The sequence below is a fragment of the Butyrivibrio sp. genome (genome assembly GCF_017433805.1).
GTDB lineage: Bacteria > Bacillota > Clostridia > Lachnospirales > Lachnospiraceae > Butyrivibrio.
Map to the genome: position 1 here is coordinate 74,063 of NZ_JAFRGN010000020.1, position 19,112 is coordinate 93,174.

15 protein-coding genes are annotated in these 19,112 nt (G+C 42.6%); all 15 read left to right on the top strand.

From position 1 onward, the window contains the following. The first annotated feature begins 7 nt into the window (after positions 1–7). The 15 genes from IJI01_RS06305 to IJI01_RS06375 all read left to right on the top strand — a co-directional run bounded on the left by IJI01_RS06305 (position 8) and on the right by IJI01_RS06375 (position 19,080). Positions 8–1,606 (top strand): alpha-L-arabinofuranosidase C-terminal domain-containing protein, encoded by a 1,599-nt coding sequence (locus tag IJI01_RS06305; protein WP_292187486.1) that lies wholly within the window; start codon positions 8–10, stop codon positions 1,604–1,606. A 77-nt stretch (positions 1,607–1,683) separates the two neighbouring features. After that, positions 1,684–2,280, top strand: coding sequence for a 5' nucleotidase, NT5C type (locus tag IJI01_RS06310; RefSeq protein ID WP_292187489.1), 597 nt, complete (start codon positions 1,684–1,686; stop codon positions 2,278–2,280). A gap of 27 nt (positions 2,281–2,307) precedes the next feature. Then, positions 2,308–2,994 (top strand): DNA alkylation repair protein, encoded by a 687-nt coding sequence (locus tag IJI01_RS06315; RefSeq protein WP_292187492.1) that lies wholly within the window; start codon positions 2,308–2,310, stop codon positions 2,992–2,994. Between the two features lie 119 nt (positions 2,995–3,113). Beyond that, positions 3,114–4,934 (top strand): ABC-F family ATP-binding cassette domain-containing protein, encoded by a 1,821-nt coding sequence (locus IJI01_RS06320; protein WP_292187495.1) that lies wholly within the window; start codon positions 3,114–3,116, stop codon positions 4,932–4,934. A 105-nt stretch (positions 4,935–5,039) separates the two neighbouring features. Further along, positions 5,040–8,054 (top strand): glycoside hydrolase family 3 N-terminal domain-containing protein, encoded by a 3,015-nt coding sequence (locus IJI01_RS06325; protein WP_292187498.1) that lies wholly within the window; start codon positions 5,040–5,042, stop codon positions 8,052–8,054. A gap of 46 nt (positions 8,055–8,100) precedes the next feature. Continuing rightward, the gene (locus IJI01_RS06330; RefSeq protein WP_292187500.1) at positions 8,101–9,141 is read left to right on the top strand and encodes a DUF3089 domain-containing protein; all 1,041 of its coding nucleotides are present in this window, start codon (positions 8,101–8,103) and stop codon (positions 9,139–9,141) included. Positions 9,142–9,167: 26 nt separating this feature from the next. Continuing rightward, positions 9,168–9,542, top strand: a complete 375-nt coding sequence (locus tag IJI01_RS06335) for a YccF domain-containing protein (protein ID WP_292187502.1) — start codon at positions 9,168–9,170, stop codon at positions 9,540–9,542. Between the two features lie 147 nt (positions 9,543–9,689). Further along, positions 9,690–10,616 (top strand): FG-GAP repeat domain-containing protein, encoded by a 927-nt coding sequence (locus IJI01_RS06340; protein WP_292187506.1) that lies wholly within the window; start codon positions 9,690–9,692, stop codon positions 10,614–10,616. A gap of 218 nt (positions 10,617–10,834) precedes the next feature. After that, positions 10,835–12,310 (top strand): ABC transporter substrate-binding protein, encoded by a 1,476-nt coding sequence (locus IJI01_RS06345; protein ID WP_292187509.1) that lies wholly within the window; start codon positions 10,835–10,837, stop codon positions 12,308–12,310. A 79-nt stretch (positions 12,311–12,389) separates the two neighbouring features. Next, entirely contained in the window at positions 12,390–13,310 is a 921-nt protein-coding gene (locus tag IJI01_RS06350; protein ID WP_292187512.1) for a carbohydrate ABC transporter permease, read from the top strand. A gap of 13 nt (positions 13,311–13,323) precedes the next feature. Continuing rightward, positions 13,324–14,214, top strand: coding sequence for a carbohydrate ABC transporter permease (locus IJI01_RS06355; protein ID WP_292187515.1), 891 nt, complete (start codon positions 13,324–13,326; stop codon positions 14,212–14,214). Positions 14,215–14,247: 33 nt separating this feature from the next. Next, positions 14,248–15,174: an ArsR/SmtB family transcription factor gene (locus IJI01_RS06360; protein ID WP_292187518.1), complete on the top strand. Its 927-nt coding sequence runs from the start codon at positions 14,248–14,250 to the stop codon at positions 15,172–15,174. Positions 15,175–15,250: 76 nt separating this feature from the next. Continuing rightward, a complete protein-coding gene (locus tag IJI01_RS06365; RefSeq protein WP_292187528.1) occupies positions 15,251–16,894 on the top strand; it encodes a glycoside hydrolase family 43 protein in 1,644 nt (547 codons plus the stop codon). A gap of 21 nt (positions 16,895–16,915) precedes the next feature. After that, the gene (locus IJI01_RS06370) at positions 16,916–17,899 is read left to right on the top strand and encodes a glycoside hydrolase family 43 protein (RefSeq protein ID WP_292187531.1); all 984 of its coding nucleotides are present in this window, start codon (positions 16,916–16,918) and stop codon (positions 17,897–17,899) included. A 53-nt stretch (positions 17,900–17,952) separates the two neighbouring features. Next, positions 17,953–19,080: an alpha/beta hydrolase family protein gene (locus IJI01_RS06375; protein WP_292187534.1), complete on the top strand. Its 1,128-nt coding sequence runs from the start codon at positions 17,953–17,955 to the stop codon at positions 19,078–19,080. The last annotated feature ends 32 nt before the right edge of the window (positions 19,081–19,112 follow it).

Genomic DNA, 19,112 nt, shown 5'->3' on the forward strand with positions numbered 1-19,112 from the left:
ATGACAAATGGCACAGAATGCTAAGGTTACAGTGCACCCTGCCTACAAAGTGGGTGACATTTCAGATAGGCTGTTTTCAGCTTTTTTGGAGCCGATTGGAACTATGGTTAATGGAACCATGTTCAATCCCAAGCATCCAACAGCTGATGAACAGGGCTTTAGAAGGGACTTCATCGATGCTCTTAAGAAAACTAAGGTTCCAGCTGTAAGACTTCCCGGTGGTAACTTCGTTTCTGCCTGGCAGTGGAAGGATTCTATTGGACCAAGGGATCAGAGAAAGGTTCATCTTGATCCGGCTTGGCACCAGTATATTCTCAATGATGTTGGACACGACGAGTATCTTCAGTGGGCTCAGAAGGTAGGAACAGAAGCTCTTTATACTGTTAATATGGGAACAGGAACCATTCAGGATGCAATGGATCTTGTAGAATACACTAATCACGAGGGTGGAACCTACTGGTCAGACCTTCGTAAAAAGAATGGTCATGAGGATCCATACAATGTTAAGATGTGGTACCTCGGCAACGAGATGGATGGCCCATGGCAGCTTGGTGCCTGGGACAAGAATCCTGAAGGCTACGGCCACAAGGTTTTGGAGACTTCCAAGGCTATCAAGTGGATTGATGAGACAATAGAGACTGCAGTATGCGGATCTTCAGCTCCTTTCATGGAGGGCTTCCCAGAGTGGGATGAGTCAGTTCTTAACAAGTGCTACGACGTTGTCGACTATGTATCAGTTCATCACTATCACAGTGCACCTCCCGGAGATATCAAGGCTCTTCTTGGCGGCGCTTTATACTACGAAGATTTCATTAATAATGAAGTTGCTATGATCGATTACGTGGCTTCCAAGCACAGATCACCTAAGAAGGTCATGATCTCTTTTGATGAGTATGGTGCAATGATCAGACCTAATATGCCACTTCACCCTGGCTATGGCAGATACAACATGGCTAGAAACCACTATCGTTTCGACCCTGAGAGAAGATATATTCTGCACGATCCTGACAACATGCCAGAGCGTCAGTTCCCTGGTGGAGATATGCTTCATGCGCTTTCTATGGCATCAGTTCAGTTGGCACTTCTTCGTCATGCTGACAGAGTTAAGATTGGCTGTATGACTGGCGGACTTCCAGCTCTTGCAGCATCCAACCATGACCATGTATGGAGATCAGCTTCTCACTACGTATTCATGCAGCTCCTTGAGTACGCTAAGGGAGTTTCTCTTGATACCAAGGTTGAGAGTGAGACCTACGATATGCCTGGCTATGCTATCGAGGATACTTCACAGTACACAGGTAAAGAGGGCGTTAACTTCATCGATGCAGCAAGTGCCTGGGATGAGGACAACAAGAGAGTTACTGTATTTGTTATTAACAGAAACGAGGAGACTGAGTATCCTCTCACAGTAGATCTCAAGGGCTTTGCCGGCTACAAGCCTGTGGCAGCATATAAGCTTCATACAGATGATATGGACCTCAAGAATACATATGAGGACGACGAGAAGCTTATTCCGGTAAAAGAGGAAGACTATACCTTTGAAGATGGCGAGCTTAAGCTTCATGTTAAACCACTTTCCTGGAATGTGTATGTATTTGAAGCGTAAGAATAGCTTCTTGCAAAAAAGAAATATACTGTTAGAATAGACGTACTATATTCATGAAAAGAAAGGGCTATATTGTAATGAATATTTACGTTGATTTTGACGATTGCCTCTGCGAGACTGCAAGGCACTTTACCATCCTTGTAAAGGAACTTTTTGACAAGGACGTTCCATATGAGGATATAAACTTTTTCGACCTTCAGAAATCTTTTGAACTTACAAAAGAGCAGTATGATCATATGATGATCGAGGCTCATAAACCGGAGGCTCTCCTTAGCTATGAGGAGACTCCGGGAGCTTCTGATACCATCAACAGCTGGATTGATGCAGGTCACAATGTGTCAATCATCACAGGCCGCCCATACAGTGCCTATGAGCCATCAAGACTTTGGCTTGATCAGCATGGTATGGAGCGTGTTAAACTCTACTGCTTTAATAAGTACGGACGCGACAGTTTTATTAAGAATAGTGAATTCAGCCTTGAGCTTGAGGACTACTACAAGATGCATTTTGACTATGCAGTAGAGGACTCACCTCTGGCTTTCAAGTTCTTTGATCATATGCCTGACCTTAAGATCATGGTCTTTGATAGGCCATGGAACAGACAGGCAGAGCTACCAGGAAGTGGCTATAAACGATGCACTGGCTGGGATGTGATCAGGAAGAATGTAGTATAATATAAGAAAACTACAGGGGGACATACTATGACACTTAATGATCTGGAGCAGATTCTTTTTGAACATCAGGATATTCCATACGCAGATTTTACTGCCAAACTTATTCCCAATGTACCAAGAGAGAATTTCATAGGTATTCGTTTCCCAGAATACAAGAAGATCGCTAAGCAGATTAAGGATGACCCTGTTGTCCCTGAATTTATGGCAACCCTTCCTCATAAATGGTTTGAGGAAAACTGCCTTCATATGACGCTTATAAACCAGATCAAGGACTATGATAAGTGTATAGAAGAGCTTGAGAAATTCATGCCCTATATAGACAACTGGTCTGTCAATGATACAGTTAAGCCCGTATGTTTTAAAAAGCATAGGGGAGAACTTATTGAGAGAGTTCAGAAATGGATAGCATCCGATGCACCCTACACCCGCCGTTGCGGGATGAGGGTACTGATGGCCAACTATCTGGGTGAGGACTTCAAACCTGAATACCTGGACCTTCCAGCTGACCTTAGATCGGATGAATATTATGTCAATATGATGACTGCCTGGCTCTTTGCAGAAGCGCTGGTCAAGCAGTGGGATACAGCTATTACTTACATTGAGACTCACAGACTTGATCCCTGGACACATAATAAGGCAATCCAGAAGGCCTGCGAGAGCTATCGTATTTCTGATGAGCGCAAGAGCTATCTCAGAACACTTAAGGTTAAGTGATTAAAGAGCTATTCCTTCATAAAAGTTGATAACAATATAATAGCAAAAAAGATATTCTATATAAAGTTTACACAGCTCTTTTTACAAATAATTAATGACATGGTAATATTGATGCTGCTATGAATATTTTAAATGTTGAAAACGTATCTAAATCATATATGTCTAAGCCTGTCCTTTCCGGGATATCAGTAGGAATCAACGACACAGACAAGATCGGTGTTGTTGGTACTAACGGAACAGGTAAATCGACTCTTTTATCAATTATCGCAGGGGTTACAGAGCCAGATAGTGGCCAGGTTGTTGTCAGCAATGGCCTTCGCATTTCATATCTTCCTCAGAACCCTGTTTTTGATATGAATAAGACTCTTCTTCAGAACATCACAGACCAGATCTATGCTGGTGGCAATCACTGGGATAAGATGGGCGAGATCAAGGCTAATCTGTCTAAGTTTGGAATCGATGATCCTGAGTGTAGTCCAGCTATTTTATCAGGTGGACAGAAGAAAAGAGCTGCTCTAGTTGCTGCTATTATGACGCCTTCAGATCTTCTGATACTGGATGAGCCTACTAACCATCTGGAGTCTGATATGATCGAGTGGCTGGAGGATTTCCTGCAGCACTTCAGGGGCGCGCTCCTCATGATCACTCACGACAGATATTTCCTTGATGAAGTAACTAACCAAATTCTGGAAATTGATAAGAGCAGTGTGTATCGCTATGAGGCCAATTATTCAGGCTTCCTTGAACTTAAGCAGCAAAGGCTGGACTACGAGCAGGCAGCAGAGCGCAAGGCACAGGCTCTTTACCGCAAGGATCTTGCATGGATGCTAAGAGGTGCCAGAGCTCGTTCTACCAAACAGAAAGCTCACATTCAGAGATTTGAAGCTCTTCGCGACAGACAAAGGCCTGAGGAAGAGAGACAGATTGAGCTGTCATCACTTCCTACCAGAATGGGTAATAAGACCATTATTCTGGAGGGGATTTCCAAGTCCTACGAGGGTAAAGAGCTCTTTGCAGACTTTTCCTATACCTTCAATAAGCTTGATAGAATCGGAATCATCGGCCCTAATGGCTGTGGTAAATCAACACTTCTTAAGTGTATCGTTGGCCTTGAAACACCAGATACAGGAACAGTAGAAATAGGACAGACCATCAAGATAGGCTACTTTGGTCAGGAGAATGAGGCCCTCGATGAGGGTAAAAGAGTTATCGATTACATCAAGGATACAGCTGAGTTTATCAGAACAGCTGAGGGACTTACTTCTGCATCTGTAATGTGTGAGAGATTTCTTTTTACCCCTGAAATGCAGTATGCACCAATATCCAAGCTCTCAGGCGGCGAGAAGAGAAGACTGTATCTTTTAAGAGTTCTTATGGAACAGCCTAATGTAATTATTCTGGATGAGCCTACCAACGATCTTGACATTCAGACTCTGCGTATTCTGGAGGACTATCTGGACGGCTTTGCAGGAATCATTATCACTGTCAGCCACGACAGATATTTCCTAGATAGGGTAGTAACCAGGATATTTGCCTTTGAGGGTGATACGAGTTTGTATCAGAGCGAGGGCGGTTATTCAGATTACCTTGTTCATAAGAAGGCACTGGAAGATGCTCAGACTGGAGCTGGTAGTGTAAATGCAGGCAGCAAGGCGCTGCAGGAGGATGATAAGACTTCCAAGGGCAAGTACCGTGCTCCACGAGAGAAGACCAAGCTCTCTTTTAAAGAACAGCAGGAGTACGACAATATCGAGGCTGAGATCGAGCAGCTTGAGGAAAAGAGCGCAGAGCTTGAAACTCAGATTGCAGAAGCAGCTACAGATTATCCAAGGCTCATGGCTCTTAGCAAAGAAAAAGAAGAGGTTGATGCTGAGATAGAGCGCAAGATGGACCGATATGTAGAGCTGCAGGAAATGGTGGACAGCTTTCAGGGTAAATAGGCTTTTATACTTTTTTAACAATAGTTATAAACGTAAAATGGTACAATTATATTGTGTGGCACTAGCTAGATAACTAGAAATTAGTGCAGAGGAGGAGAAATACAAATGTACCATTTTATGAAACGATCTATTTCGTGTGTTTTGGTAAGCGCTATGTTAGCTGGTAGTGTTCTCGTAAGCTGCGGAAGCGCGCAGGGACCGACGAGAAAAGTCGACCAGATAGTTGCCAAAATGTCTATGGATGAGAAAATCTCTCAGATGATAATTCCCGCGATCAGAACCTGGAATGAAGAAAATGTGACAGATCTTTCTGCAGTACCTGAGCTTAAGGAAGCTTTACAAAAGCATCAGTATGGCGGAATCATTCTGTTTGGAGCAAATATCAAAGGCGCAGAGCAGGTTACAAGACTTATTGATGATCTGCAGACCAACAATCTTCAGAATCAGACGGCTTCTACACATATCCCGTATCTGACTCCTGTTGATGAGGAGGGCGGTATCGTAATCCGCTTAAATACTGGAACAAGAATGAATGGAAATATGGCAATTGGCGCTACAGCAGATTCTACCGCCAATGCTGAGACTACAGGCCGAATTCTTGGTGAAGAGCTGGCGGCAGTTGGCTTTAACACCGATTATGCACCGGATATCGATGTTAACAATAATCCATCGAATCCTGTTATAGGCACCAGGTCTTTTTCCGACGATCCGGAACTTGTGGCTACACTTGGAAGTGCCTATGCCAAGGGACTCGCGGCTAGCAACATCATCGCAACCTATAAGCATTTCCCAGGCCACGGAGATACAGCGGTGGATAGCCATATAGGAACACCTTCTGTTGAAAAGACCTATGAAGAGCTTAAGGCAACAGAGCTGGTTCCATTCAAAAAAGTCATAGAAAACGGCGCTGACATGATAATGACAGCCCATATCACATATCCTCTGATCGATGAGGAAAAGACCTTTGGAGATGGCACAAAGGGCTTCTACCCGGCAACCATGTCCAAGAAGATGATCACAGACATCCTCAGAACAGACCTTGGTTTTAACGGAGTGGTTGTAACTGATGCTCTTGAAATGGATGCGATCCGCACAGCCGGTCTTGTACCAGGTGAGGAAAATTCCACTGAATATTGGATAAACATTGCTAAAGAGGTTATAAATGCAGGCGTTGACATGCTTCTTTTGCCTGTGGATATGAATAATCCTGAGGCTGTAACTTTTTATGATGACTATATTGCAGGTATTGCGTCCAAGGTTAAGTCTCGTGAGATCAGCAAGGCCAGGATTGATGAGAGTGTTAAGCGTATTCTGACACTTAAGGCTAAATACGGAATATACGATCTAGATGGAAATCAGGGCGAGGCTACTAGCGTTGAGGACCGCGTGGCAAGGAGCAAAGAGGTAGTTGGCTCCAAGGCTCATCACGATACTGAGATGGAAATCGCAAGACAGGCTATAACCGTAGTGAAGAACGATAACAATACGCTTCCAATAACTGGATCTACCAAGAAGGTCTTTTTCCTGGGAAGACAGGCTGGAGATGCTACAGCAATAAATCTGGCGGCAGATGAGCTGATGGCCGAGGGCCTTATAGACGATGATGCGACAGTTTCAGTTGATTATTACTACGATTCATCGGCAGATGTTAAGCTTCACTATACAGATGAGGTAAAAGAGAAGGTTTCTGCGGCGGACGTTGTTGTAGGCTTTTCCTATGCATCAGGAAACGCAGCTCTTGATAAAGAAAATCCGCAGTACATAGCAGTTACCAGTGCTATAGAGGATACTCACAAGGCAGGTGGCAAGTTTGTTCTGATCAGTGAGAACCTTCCTTATGACGCTGCTATCTATCAGGATGCGGATGCAATTGTCCTGGCATATCTAGGCTCTGGACTAAATGTTGATCCTACCAAGGACAAAGAGAGCGAAACAGGAATGACAGCCAGAAACGCTAACATTGTGGCTGCCATCAAGACAGCCTTTGGCGCCAATGCTCCTAAGGGACATCTTCCTGTAAATGTTCCTGTTGTGGAAGAACAGGCAGATGGAACGCTGAAGTATGGAGATAGTTTTTTATATGAAAGAGGCTTCGGACTTTCTTTTGAGGACAATGCTAACGTAAGCGCCCTTAGGGAATACTGGACAGAAGGGGCAGAACCGGCAGAGAGCCTTAGAAACTACGTAACTAAGATTACTGATAAGAGCGATACTGCCAACTATATTCCTAAGGAAGATCGAATCGCAGTGTTCGACATGGATGGAACCCTTACCTGCGAGACTTTCTATACCTACTATGACACTATGATGTTCATCAAATACTGCCTGGAGGATCACCCTGAGAGAGTATCTGATGAGCTTAAGGCAGCAGCAAAAGAGATAAAGCCTGGATATACAGCTGGAGAAGAGCTTGCAAGAAACTTTGCCAGGGCCTTTGCTGGAATGACGGTTGAAGAGCTCTACGACTATGCTGTGGAATTTGGTCAGAAGGAAACTGACAGCTTCCAGAACATGCGCTACATCGATGGTTTCTACCTTCCAATGGTAGAGGTGGTCAAATACCTCTATGACAATGATTTTACCATCTATGTTATCAGCGGAACTGAGCGTACAACTACAAGAGCTATCGTAGCTAATTCACCTATCAGCGAGTATGTTTCGCCAGCCCATGTTATTGGTACAGAGTTTGAGGTCAAGGTAAAGGGCTATGAAGATGTTTCTTCCAACATGGACTTTAAGTACAAGAACGGCGACGAGCTTGTTATTACAGGAGAATTCATACAAAAGAACTTAAATGCCAATAAGTCCATCTGGATTGAAAGAGAAATCGGGCAGCGCCCAGTGCTTGCTTTTGGTAACAGTGGAAGTGATACAAGTATGATGAACTATGTACTTGATGACAGGAACCCTTACCCATCACAGGCGTACATGATCGTAGCTGATGACGCCGTTCGTGAATGGGGCGCTCAGAACTGGGAAGAGAAGTCTGCTTCCTATAGAGAGCAGGGCTATGTGCCTATCTCAATGAAGAATGATTTCCTCAAGATCTATCCTGACACTATCAAGAGATCTGAAGTGCAGTATGTGGAGGAAGAAGAGGAAGCTGAAGACGCAGCTTAAATATAAACTAAGGTTGATGTCGATTGTATGTAAAGGAGACTTTAGTATGAAGAAAAAAGTTACAGTAATAGTTATGACTCTGATGATGGCATTTATCTTTTTGTGTCCGGCGAAGATCACCGCCAAGGCTGTAAAGGTGCTTCCTTTTACCAGCCCTATTGATTATTCACAAGCTGGGAACTGGCTGTATGACGGAGCTTATCCGGAAAATGAGGTGGATGTCTTTATGATCGCACCTACAGTAGACATTTTCAGCGAGAGCAACTGCGCTATAACTCCTGAGTATAGAACAAACTTCAGAAATGCGATGAATCAGCAGCAGGCTCTTTATGCTAAGACAGCAAGGATATATGCGCCATATTACAGACAGGCATCTATCAAAGTTTATGAAATGACGGATCCTGTAGCCAAGGAGCAGGCTATGAAGAATGCCTATATGGATGTGTCTGCAGCATTTAAGTATTATCTGGAACACAAGAATAATGGAAGACCACTTATGCTTGCGGGCTTTTCTCAGGGAGCTGATATGTGCTACAGACTACTGGAAGAGTACTATGGTGGGGACAGCGAAAGAGCCGTGAGTCTTAGGAATAATCTGATAGCAGTTTATGCCATTGGCTGGAATATGACAGAGGATATGATATCCAAATACCCACAGATAGTTCCTGCAAAGGGCGAGACAGATACTGGCGTTGTCATAAGCTTTGACTGCGAAGATGGTAATGTAACTGATACGATCATCACTCCTAAGGGCACCAAGGCTATATCCATAAATCCACTTAACTGGAGAACAGACAGCGTTGTTGCGGATAAGAGCCTCAATAAAGGATTTGTCATGCAGGACAGCGCAACAGGTGCAATCCTGTCAGTTGAGCCTGGTAAGTACGGCGCCTACATTGATCCTCAGAGGGGCACGCTCATAGTTACCGGAATTGATTCAGCTGCATTTCCACCTATCCTGGATGTTTTCCCACAGGGAAGCCTTCACATATATGACAATTTCCTGTTCTTTGTAAATCTTCAGGAGAATATTCAAAAGAGAACAGAAGCTTATATGCAAAAAAAAGCAGCTTCAAATGCAGCTTAAGTAGTAGAGATAATAGGAGAAAAAACATGAGACTTATCTTAAACATTTTGTGGATTGTTTTTGGTGGTTTTTTGAGTGCTTTTGGATGGCTCTTTATGGGACTTATCTGGTGCATTACTGTGGTCGGTATTCCGGTCGGAGTACAGTGTTTTAAGCTCGCATCGATCTCACTTAATCCTTTTGGAAAAGAAATAGTGTATGATGGCGGCGCTGGCTCTTTTATCCTCAATGTAATATGGGTGCTGGTATCAGGATGGGAACTTGCCCTTGGAAATTTCCTTCTGGGGTGCCTTCTCTGCGTTACAATCATTGGAATTCCGTGGGGCAGGCAGTACTTCAAGATTGCTAAGGTTGCACTAATGCCTTTCGGAGCACAGGTTATAAGGACACATATATTCTGATATAGTAAAAATGCGTAAAACAAGATATATGGCGACTGCTCATTGCGTAGCGGCCGCCATTTTTTACGTATATTTAATAATCATATAATTATAAAAGGTGTAGAATTAGTAGTGGATTGAAAAAATGAAAATATTGAGGGGGAAAACATGAGAAAATCTAATCTTTTGGTGATGTCATGTCTGTTAGCAGTGATGGCTACTGGATGTGGCAGCAACATTAGTGAGTCAAATACTGCTGAGGCAGAGGCTGTTGCAGAGACAAATACAGAGGCAAATGCAGAGCCTGTGGCAGAAGCAAACGTAGATCAGACAAGCGATTCAGCTGAGAATTCCGAAGTAACAGAACAGACAGCAGATACAGAAGGCTATGAATCCTCACCTTTTCTTTTATGGGAACATGAGGGCTATGTAGACGAGTGCGTAGGCTATTCATGGCAGGATGAGTTCAAAGACTGTGACTACGACGGCGACGGACAGACAGACCGAGTAAGCCGTAGCTGGCAGCAGGATGATGAGACAGCTATATACACTATTGAGTTTGGTAATGGTGACAAGCTCGTTACTCCGGTTGGCTGGGAGACAGGCTTCCCACATGTTCAGTCAGGTGATCTTGACTCAGATGGTGTAAAAGAAATTCTTGTAACTCTTTCCTATGACACCAGCACAGATCCATATTCCTTCGGCGATATGTGGCTCTTTGACAAGGACGAAGCATCAAGAGAGTATAAGGAAGTTGAGCTTCCTCTTGCCAAGACAGAAAATGGTGGCAAGGGCTATGAAGTAGAATATGATAAGCCGGAAGACGGCAAGATTACCTTCAATGTCAAGGAAGCAGGTCTTTCCATGACAGAAGAAGTCGGTGATGATTACCTTTCTAACTGGTGGTCAGATGATTATACATCAGAGACAAGGGTTGTGTACTATGCTGAGATAAATGGAACTGATAGCCCGGTTCTTAGATGCTACATCGAGCCAATTCACAGATGGCCACTTGAACTTGGTTTTAACCTCAATTATAACAACGGCAAGTATGAAGCTGGATATATTGAGATAGATGACCCATATACACCATAAGATATATCGAGACGGCAGATCAGAAATGATCTGCTGTTTTTTTGTTAATCCATTAATTATTATAGATTTACAAAAAGTAGTTTATGTTTTTGTTTAAAACGACAAAAATATAAAATATTTAAGGAAAATCAAAAATAACCATTGACTACCATATGGGGTGTTAGTAAAATTGCTACATAAGTTACACGTAAACGCAAACTTATTTAGGAGGATTGACTATGAAAAGAAGGGTTTTAAGTTCTGTATTGGCTATGCTTGTTGGTGCTTCTGCACTAATGGGATGCTCAACGACAACTGTTGAGGAAGCAGGGGAAGCTTCAGGCGACAATCAGGCAGCTCAGGCTACCGAGGCAACTAATGAGACAGAGTCTTCTTCAACAACTCTTACCGGAGAAGGTGAGGAGACACTTCATGTATTTCTGTACATGCAGGAACATGAGAAAGAGATCTACCAGAAACTTATAGATCAGTTCGTAGAGGAACACAAAGATAAGGTTAAAGAAATAGTATTCGAAGTAACTACTCAGGATGAGTACAATCAGAAGATGATTGCCAGCATGACAGCAGGTGATATGCCGGATGTATTCTATGTTGGACCTGCAGCAGTTCGCTCATATGTAGATAATGGTTACATCATGCCACTTGATCAGTACGTTGATGATGCTACAATCTCCAGTATCTGGGGAACAACACAGGAAATCTACCGTTATGACGGCAAGAACATTGGAAGCGGTTCTCTTTACGCATTCCCTAAGGATCTTTCCTGTTTCGCGTTTGCTTATAACCAGGATCTGTTTGATGCAGCCGGACTTGACTATCCAGATCCTAACAAGCCATACACTTACGATGAATTCGTAGAAGTATGTAAGGCACTTACAAAGGACACTGATGGCGATGGAGAAATTGATCAGTGGGGCGTTGCTAATGCTGACCAGTGGGGAATGACTCCTTTCCTTTATTCAAACGGAGTTAAGTTCCTTAATGATGATATGACAAAGGTTAACGTTGCTAACAACAAGCAGCTCATCGAGGCTCTTACATTCTACACAGATCTTACAAAGAATGGTCTTACACCTTCAGTTGAGCAGGATACAGCTCTTGGCGGATACCAGAGATGGCTTGATGGACAGGTTGCTTTCTATGCATGTGGTACATGGGATGTAGCAGCATTCATGGATGACAACACATTCCCATATAAGTGGAATCTTTGCGGATGGCCTGTAGGACCTTCTGGTGATGGAAGATCACACACATGGATGGGATCAGTTGGTTACTGTGTATCAGCAACAACCAAGTATCCTGACCTTTGCGCTGAACTCGTTGCTAAGCTTTCAACAGATGCTGATGGACAGAGAGCTGTTTCCGGAATCACAACTGGAGCTTCTATCCAGCTTCCTAACATCGTTGACCTTGCTTATGGCGAATTCAAGGATGCAGTAAACAATGGCACAGTTCCTTATGCATCAAATGTAGATGTTATCTTCGGATACTTCGACGGCAATGATCACTATGCAGCAGCTCTTCAGGAGATGGATTACACATACAACTCTGAGTGGTTCACACCATTCTGGTCAGGTGTATTCAATATCAAGAACGGCGACATTTCTGTAGAGGATTATGTAGCACAGGTTGAGCCTGAGATGCAGGCAGCTCTTGACGAAGCTATCGAGCTCCAGAATTCAGCTACAAAGTAATAAATTTTTGACTACTATAGAGCCCCTCTTCAAGACTGGAGGGGCTCGTATTTTAAGAAAGCAAAAGGAGAGCAGTAGTATGGCATCTCATAAAAGAGTTAAGACTAAAATGTCTGCCATGGCTAAAAGAGAAGAGCGCTGGGCGTGGCTTTTTATAGCTTCCCCATTCCTGGGCTTCATGCTTTTCATGGCATACCCAATTGTCTTCGCAGTTATAGCCAGTGCCAGCAAATGGACAGGCATAAACTCCCTTTGGGGAAATATGGTAGGCTTTGGTAACTATATCAAGATTTTATCTGATGTTAAGTTCTGGAGAGCGATGGGCACCACCATTATCTATATGATCGGTATTCCTATAGGAATGATTCTTGGAATGCTGGTAGCTATGGGACTTAACAGGAAGATCCCTGGCAAAAGAGTTCTCACAACAATGTACTATGTACCTGTAGTTTCATCACTTGTTGCGGTTTCTATTCTTTGGGCATGGGTATTCAACTATGATTACGGCCTTTTGAATGGAATCTACAAGTTCCTCACAGGAACACATGGCCCTAACTGGCTTGGTGATGAAGTAATGGTAAAGATATCCCTTATCATCTTCATGGTATGGAAGGGACTTGGAGGAACTATTATTCTCTACCTTGCAGGACTTCAGAATATTCCAAGAGATTATTATGAGGCAGCCATGATCGACGGAGCAGGAAGCATTGCCAAGTTTATGAACATTACACTTCCTCTTTTGTCACCGGTAACCTTTTATGTTCTTATCACCTCACTTATTGGAGGTTTCCAGGTATTCGTAGAAGTCCAGGTTATGACTCCTTCGGGCGGTCCTAACTATTCGTCTGCGACAGTAGTATTCTATCTGTTTGAAAAAGCCTTTACTAACGGACAGCTTGGATACGGAAGTGCAGTAGCAGTTATTCTTGCGATCATTATCTTCATTATTACTGCCATCAATTTCTGGGGACAGGATAAATGGGTTAAGACTATAGATTAAGGAGGTGAGACATTTGGACGTAGCAATTAAGAAAAAACGTGGAAATAAAGACTATCAGACTGACCGTGTCTTATCTTCAAAAGAAAAATTCTGGAATATTGTAATATTTATAGTGCTGGCTCTTTTTGCATTTACAATGGTGTTCCCTCTCATTTATATGGTAGCTACATCATTCATGACCAAGAACCAGATTTTATCAGGCTCACTTACAATCATCCCAGATCCAGTTCTCATTGGTAAGTATTCGGAAGTGCTTAAAAAAGGCCAGTTCGTAACTGGTATCTTCAATACTATTAAGGTAGAAATACCTGTACTTATTATCGGTGGTTTTACATCATCATTGGCAGCATTTGCATTTGCCAAAATGAATTTCAGAGGTAAGAACATCCTGTTTATGGCATTACTTGCAACAATCATGATCCCTTTTGCGGTAGTTATGATTCCTCAGTATGTTCTTTTTACCAAGCTTCATTGGACTAATTCACTTGCTCCACTTATTATTCCAGGATGCTTTGGAAATATCAGTATGATATTCTTCCTCAGACAGAATCTTTACAGTATTCCTTCAGAACTGATGGACGCTGCCAAGATTGATGGATGCAATTACTTTGGAATTTACTACAAGATTTTCCTTCCTCTTATGAAGGGTGCCCTTGGAACTCAGCTTATGCTATGGTTCATGGGAATCTGGAATGATTATCTTGCACCAACTATTTTCCTTAGAAGCGAGAGAAACTGGACTCTTCAGGTTGTTATCAGATCTTTTAACTCATATTATGCGATACAGAGTGACTATGCGCTTATCATGGCTGCATCAGTTATTGCTATGTTGCCGACACTTGTACTGTTCTTCCTGTTCCAGAGAGTTATTATTGAGTCCATAGCCATAAGTGGAATAAAATAAGATATAAACTATTAGGATTGAGGAAAAGATATTATGTTACATATTAAATCTCTCGATGAAGCAAGGAATGTATTTAAGGCCCTTGGCTCAGATATACGTATTGAGATAGTTAAGGTCCTTTTAAATGAAAGTGGGCTTAGCATGAATGAGCTTGCGGAGCGACTTAACATTACTAATGGAGCGCTTACAAGCCATATCAAGAAACTAGAGGAAACCGGAATTGTCATGGTTTCGTCGGATGCGACAGGACATGGCAATCAGAAGGTGTGCTCAGTTCATCTTGATAAGATTCTCTTTGAGCTTCAGGATAAGCCACAGAATGAAAACATTTATACATCTGATATTAAGGTTGGACATTTTTCGGATTTCTCTGTGTATCCGACTTGTGGTCTTGCATCAGGTAACAGGCTGATTGGAGAGGTTGATGACAACAGGTATTTTGCTCATCCTGACAGATATGAGGCAGATATTCTCTGGTTTACCAGAGGCTTTGTAGAATATACAATCCCTAATTTTGTTCCTCATAATCAGGTGATTGATGAGATATGCATTTCTGTAGAGCTCAGTTCAGAAGCGCCTGGAGTTAATAATGTTTGGCCTTCAGATATTTATTTCTATTTGAATGAGACACTTCTTGGAACCTGGATTTCTCCTGGAGATTATGGAGACGTAAAGGGTATTTTCACACCAGACTGGTGGTTCCCTAACTGGAATCAGTATGGACTGCTCAAGATGATAGTGGTCAATCACAAAGGAACCTTCATAGATGGACTTAAGATTTCAGATGTGAACATAGATCAGTTTGGCCTGACACCCAAGAGCCTTATTAAATTCAAACTTGAAGTACCTGAGAATGCCGAGCATGTAGGAGGGCTTACTATTTTCGGAAAAGGATTTGGTAACTACAATCAGGACATTATAGTCAAGATGGCTTATAGTCCAAAAGAACTGATAATATGATAGCTTAAGCGCCGCGCCTTTTCATAAATACAGATGAGACGCGGCGTTTATTAAAGACAGCAGGAGAGATGTTTTAATGATAAAAAAGCTAAAAAGACCTGCAGCATTTTTTTTGACTGCGGGATTACTGATAAATACAATTACCGGATGCGGTAGTAGTGCATCCAACCCAAATGGGAGCGAAGCTACGGCAGAAGGGAGTGAAGCTACTGTGGAAGCAAGCGAAGCAAATGTGGAAGAAATGAATTTTGATGCTGACATGTCTCAGATAGAGACAGGAAGTCTTAACGCAGGATCTTCAGTTCATGATCCCTCTATAGTAGTAACAGATGATAAGTATTACATTGTTGGAACTCATATGACCTTTGCCTACTCAGATGACCTTAGGAAATGGACAATCAAGGGAAATGGCTACTCAGCTACTAACATGATATTCGGAGATCTTTTCAGTGACGAAAGTGGAGATGTATTTAAGTTCACTGGTAAAAAAGATAGCGTGGTTCCTACAGATGATAAAAAGTGCCACCTGTGGGCACCTGATATTATTTATAACAAGGCTAATGGCTTATACTACATGTACTACTGCACCTCATCTACCTGGAACGCATCAACTCTGGAGTTTGCTACTTCTGAGACTATAGATGGCAAGTATGAGTATGGTAAAAGCCTCATTTATTCCGGACTGACAAGATACAACATTGATGAGACAAACGTCTGTGACTATGTAGACAAGGATTATGCACTTAAGAATTACGTCAAGCTTGATGGAACCTATAACTTCAATGAATATCCTAACGCCCTTGACCCTGCAGTATTTTACGACAAGGACGGCAAAATGTGGATGGTATATGGCTCCTGGAGCGGAGGTATTTTCCTTCTTCAAATCGATGAGTCAACTGGCGATGTCATCCACCCTGAGGCAGATCCTGATAACAACGTAGATGCTTACTACGGTAAAAAACTGTTAGGCGGCGGACACAAATCTATTGAGGGACCTTATATTCTCTATGATCCAGACAGTGATTACTATTATCTTTTTGTTTCTTATGGTGGATTGACAAGTGATGGTGGCTACCAGATAAGAGTATTCAGATCCAAAGAGGTTGATGGCGATTATCTTGATATGAACGATAAAAAGCCTGATTTCTATGACAACGATCATTCAGGCTTTGGCCTTAAGATAAGTGGAAATCACATGCTTCCATCCCTTGAAACTGCCTATAAGGCCACAGGCCACAACTCAGCCATGATAGACAAGGATGGCCGAAAATATGTAGTCTATCATACAAGATTCGAAGGAAAGGGAGAGTACTTTGAGCCAAGAGCCAGACAGTATTTCTTAAACGAAGAGGGCTGGCCGGTAATGCTTCCATACATTACAAATGGCGAGACGATTTCTGAAAGTGGCTATACAGCTGATGAAATAGCAGGCAGATACTACCTTGAGGAACTTGGACTTGATATCAGTGGCGGTTACAAGGATCCTTCGATTATTTATCTGGGAAAAGATGGAAAGGTATACAGTAAGGCTTCTGATGACACGATTTCAGAGGGAACTTATACAGTTACTGATGGAAAATACTATGTTCATATATCCATTGATGGTATAGAATATAGCGGTGTCTTTTGCAAGCAGCTTGATGAAAGTGGACGAGAAGTATTTGTCTTTTCCGCCTGCGGACAGAACAAGACAATATATGGTGTTAAATACAGTGAATAAAACTTTTTTGTGAGGAGAATTATGATTGAAACCAGACCCAGAAATGGAGTGATTACAGAGTATAACAAACCTTTTATAGAGCAGAGAGCAGATCCATATGTGTACAGACATACAGATGGATGCTACTATTTCACAGCATCTGTTCCAGACTACGATAAGATTGTACTTAGGAGGAGCGATACACTTACAGGCCTTCAGAGCGCTGAGGAAAAGACAATCTGGCTTAAACACGAGTCAGGAGATATGTCCAAACACATTTGGGCGCCTGAGCTTCACTATCTTGATGGCAGGTTCTATATTTATTTTGCTGCATCAAGAGAAGAGGAAAAATGGAGACTTCGCCCATACATATTGGAGTGTCAGGGCCAGGATCCTATGAATAATCCATGGGTGGAGAAAGGTATGATCCAGGCAAGCGATAATGATATCTATTCCTTTAGGGCATTCAGCCTTGACTCAACTATCCTGGAGCACAAAGGTGAGTATTACTACATCTGGGCTGAGAAAGTCAGTGTTGGTGTCGGAATATCCAACCTCTATATCGCCAGAATGGAGTCTCCAACTAAGCTTGCGACTGAGCAGATTCTTTTGACAACGCCTGATTATGATTGGGAGAGAGTAGATATCTGGGTTAATGAGGGTCCCGCAATACTCAAAAAAGATGGTAAAATATTCCTGACATATTCTGCCAGCGCTACAGGCGAATGCTATTGCATGGGTATGCTCAGCATTGATGAGGACGCGGATATCCTTGATCCAAGAGCATGGAAAAAGGAGAAAAAGCCTATCCTTTCTTCTGACAGAGAAAAAGGCTTCTACGGCCCGGGCCACAACAGCTTCACTAAGCTTCCCGATGGAAGAGATGTTTGCGTATTCCACGCAAGAACCTATCTTGAAATCAAGGGAGATCCACTCTACGATCCAAATAGGCACACCATGCTCATGGAAGTTAAGTGGGATGAAAATGGCTGGCCAGTATTTGACTACAACAACGTAATACACTAAATGGACCATGGGGACGGGGTTAGTGGTCCAAAATTGAAATGGGGGAATAGCTTATGACTAGAAGACCTGCGCCTACAGGCGAATACGCAGTTGGAACAATGACCTACACAGTTTATGACGACAGAGACGAAGTTCTGGCACCTGGCACCAAGAGAAGCATTCCTGCCAGAGTGTATTATCCGGTAGACAAGGCTTCGATTCAGGGCATGAATAAGCTAAGATACATGTCTCCGGAAATGGCCAAAGCTCTCAAAAAGTACATGCACGCTCCAATCAACTATGAAAAGAGCGAGGCAGCAGGAGAAAACTTTTCTGAATGCTATGAGAATGCACCAAAGGTAGCTGATAACAGGTTTCCACTTATAATGTTCAGCCACGGTCTTGGTTCATATAGAGAAGCTAATTCTTTTCTCTGCATTGAGCTTGCTTCCCATGGATATGTGGTTATCTCTGTGGGGCATCCTTATGATGGCATCTGCACTGAACTTGATGATGGAACCAAAGTCGAATTTAGTAAGGAATGCAGTAAGAGACAGTACGAGCCCTTCTGGCCAGGTGTATTCAGCATTCTCAAGCTCACTAAGACTAAGGGAACAGATAGAGAACTGGCAGAGAAATTTGATGTTCTCCAGAAGAAATATTGTAAATTCATCAATTCCAGAATTGATGAGTGGGTAAAAGATACACTTTCTGCCCTTAAATATGCAAAGGAAAACCTTGCAGACATAATCGACTTTGAATGTGGAGTAGGAGTTTCAGGTCATTCTCTTGGAGGCGCTACAGCATATATGCTCTGTCTTGAAAACGATGAGTTTGTCTGCGGAGCTAACATAGACGGAGCACTCTTTGGTAATAACATGGGCAAGACTCAGAATAGGCCTTTTGTTCAGATCAGCTGTCAGGCGAATCGCAATGCTGAGACAAGAGCTTTTATAGATCATTCAGCGCCTGTAATCGGCGCGGTATTCCAGAAGATGCAGCATCTGGGCTTTTCAGATATGAAGCACCTGATCCCGGTTAAGGCCATAGTTGGAGCATTGGATGCGGATGTTATGCATGAGAATATTTGCAAGCTCCACTTAGAGCTCTTTGATACATATCTTAAGAAAAACAAAGACCACCCTGAAGTGCAGGGAAATGAATTTATTCAGATAAAACAGTATCAGCCTGATGTACAATGATTCAAAAAATGGACCTGAGGGACGGGGTTGGT

What these genes read in the sequence shown, in the direction of transcription:
- IJI01_RS06305 (WP_292187486.1), top strand. Translation starts at nt 8, where the DNA reads ATGGCACAGAATGCTAAGGTTACAGTGCACCCTGCCTACAAAGTGGGT.
- IJI01_RS06310 (WP_292187489.1), top strand. Translation starts at nt 1,684, where the DNA reads ATGAATATTTACGTTGATTTTGACGATTGCCTCTGCGAGACTGCAAGG.
- IJI01_RS06315 (WP_292187492.1), top strand. Translation starts at nt 2,308, where the DNA reads ATGACACTTAATGATCTGGAGCAGATTCTTTTTGAACATCAGGATATT.
- IJI01_RS06320 (WP_292187495.1), top strand. Translation starts at nt 3,114, where the DNA reads ATGAATATTTTAAATGTTGAAAACGTATCTAAATCATATATGTCTAAG.
- IJI01_RS06325 (WP_292187498.1), top strand. Translation starts at nt 5,040, where the DNA reads ATGTACCATTTTATGAAACGATCTATTTCGTGTGTTTTGGTAAGCGCT.
- IJI01_RS06330 (WP_292187500.1), top strand. Translation starts at nt 8,101, where the DNA reads ATGAAGAAAAAAGTTACAGTAATAGTTATGACTCTGATGATGGCATTT.
- IJI01_RS06335 (WP_292187502.1), top strand. Translation starts at nt 9,168, where the DNA reads ATGAGACTTATCTTAAACATTTTGTGGATTGTTTTTGGTGGTTTTTTG.
- IJI01_RS06340 (WP_292187506.1), top strand. Translation starts at nt 9,690, where the DNA reads ATGAGAAAATCTAATCTTTTGGTGATGTCATGTCTGTTAGCAGTGATG.
- IJI01_RS06345 (WP_292187509.1), top strand. Translation starts at nt 10,835, where the DNA reads ATGAAAAGAAGGGTTTTAAGTTCTGTATTGGCTATGCTTGTTGGTGCT.
- IJI01_RS06350 (WP_292187512.1), top strand. Translation starts at nt 12,390, where the DNA reads ATGGCATCTCATAAAAGAGTTAAGACTAAAATGTCTGCCATGGCTAAA.
- IJI01_RS06360 (WP_292187518.1), top strand. Translation starts at nt 14,248, where the DNA reads ATGTTACATATTAAATCTCTCGATGAAGCAAGGAATGTATTTAAGGCC.
- IJI01_RS06365 (WP_292187528.1), top strand. Translation starts at nt 15,251, where the DNA reads ATGATAAAAAAGCTAAAAAGACCTGCAGCATTTTTTTTGACTGCGGGA.
- IJI01_RS06370 (WP_292187531.1), top strand. Translation starts at nt 16,916, where the DNA reads ATGATTGAAACCAGACCCAGAAATGGAGTGATTACAGAGTATAACAAA.
- IJI01_RS06375 (WP_292187534.1), top strand. Translation starts at nt 17,953, where the DNA reads ATGACTAGAAGACCTGCGCCTACAGGCGAATACGCAGTTGGAACAATG.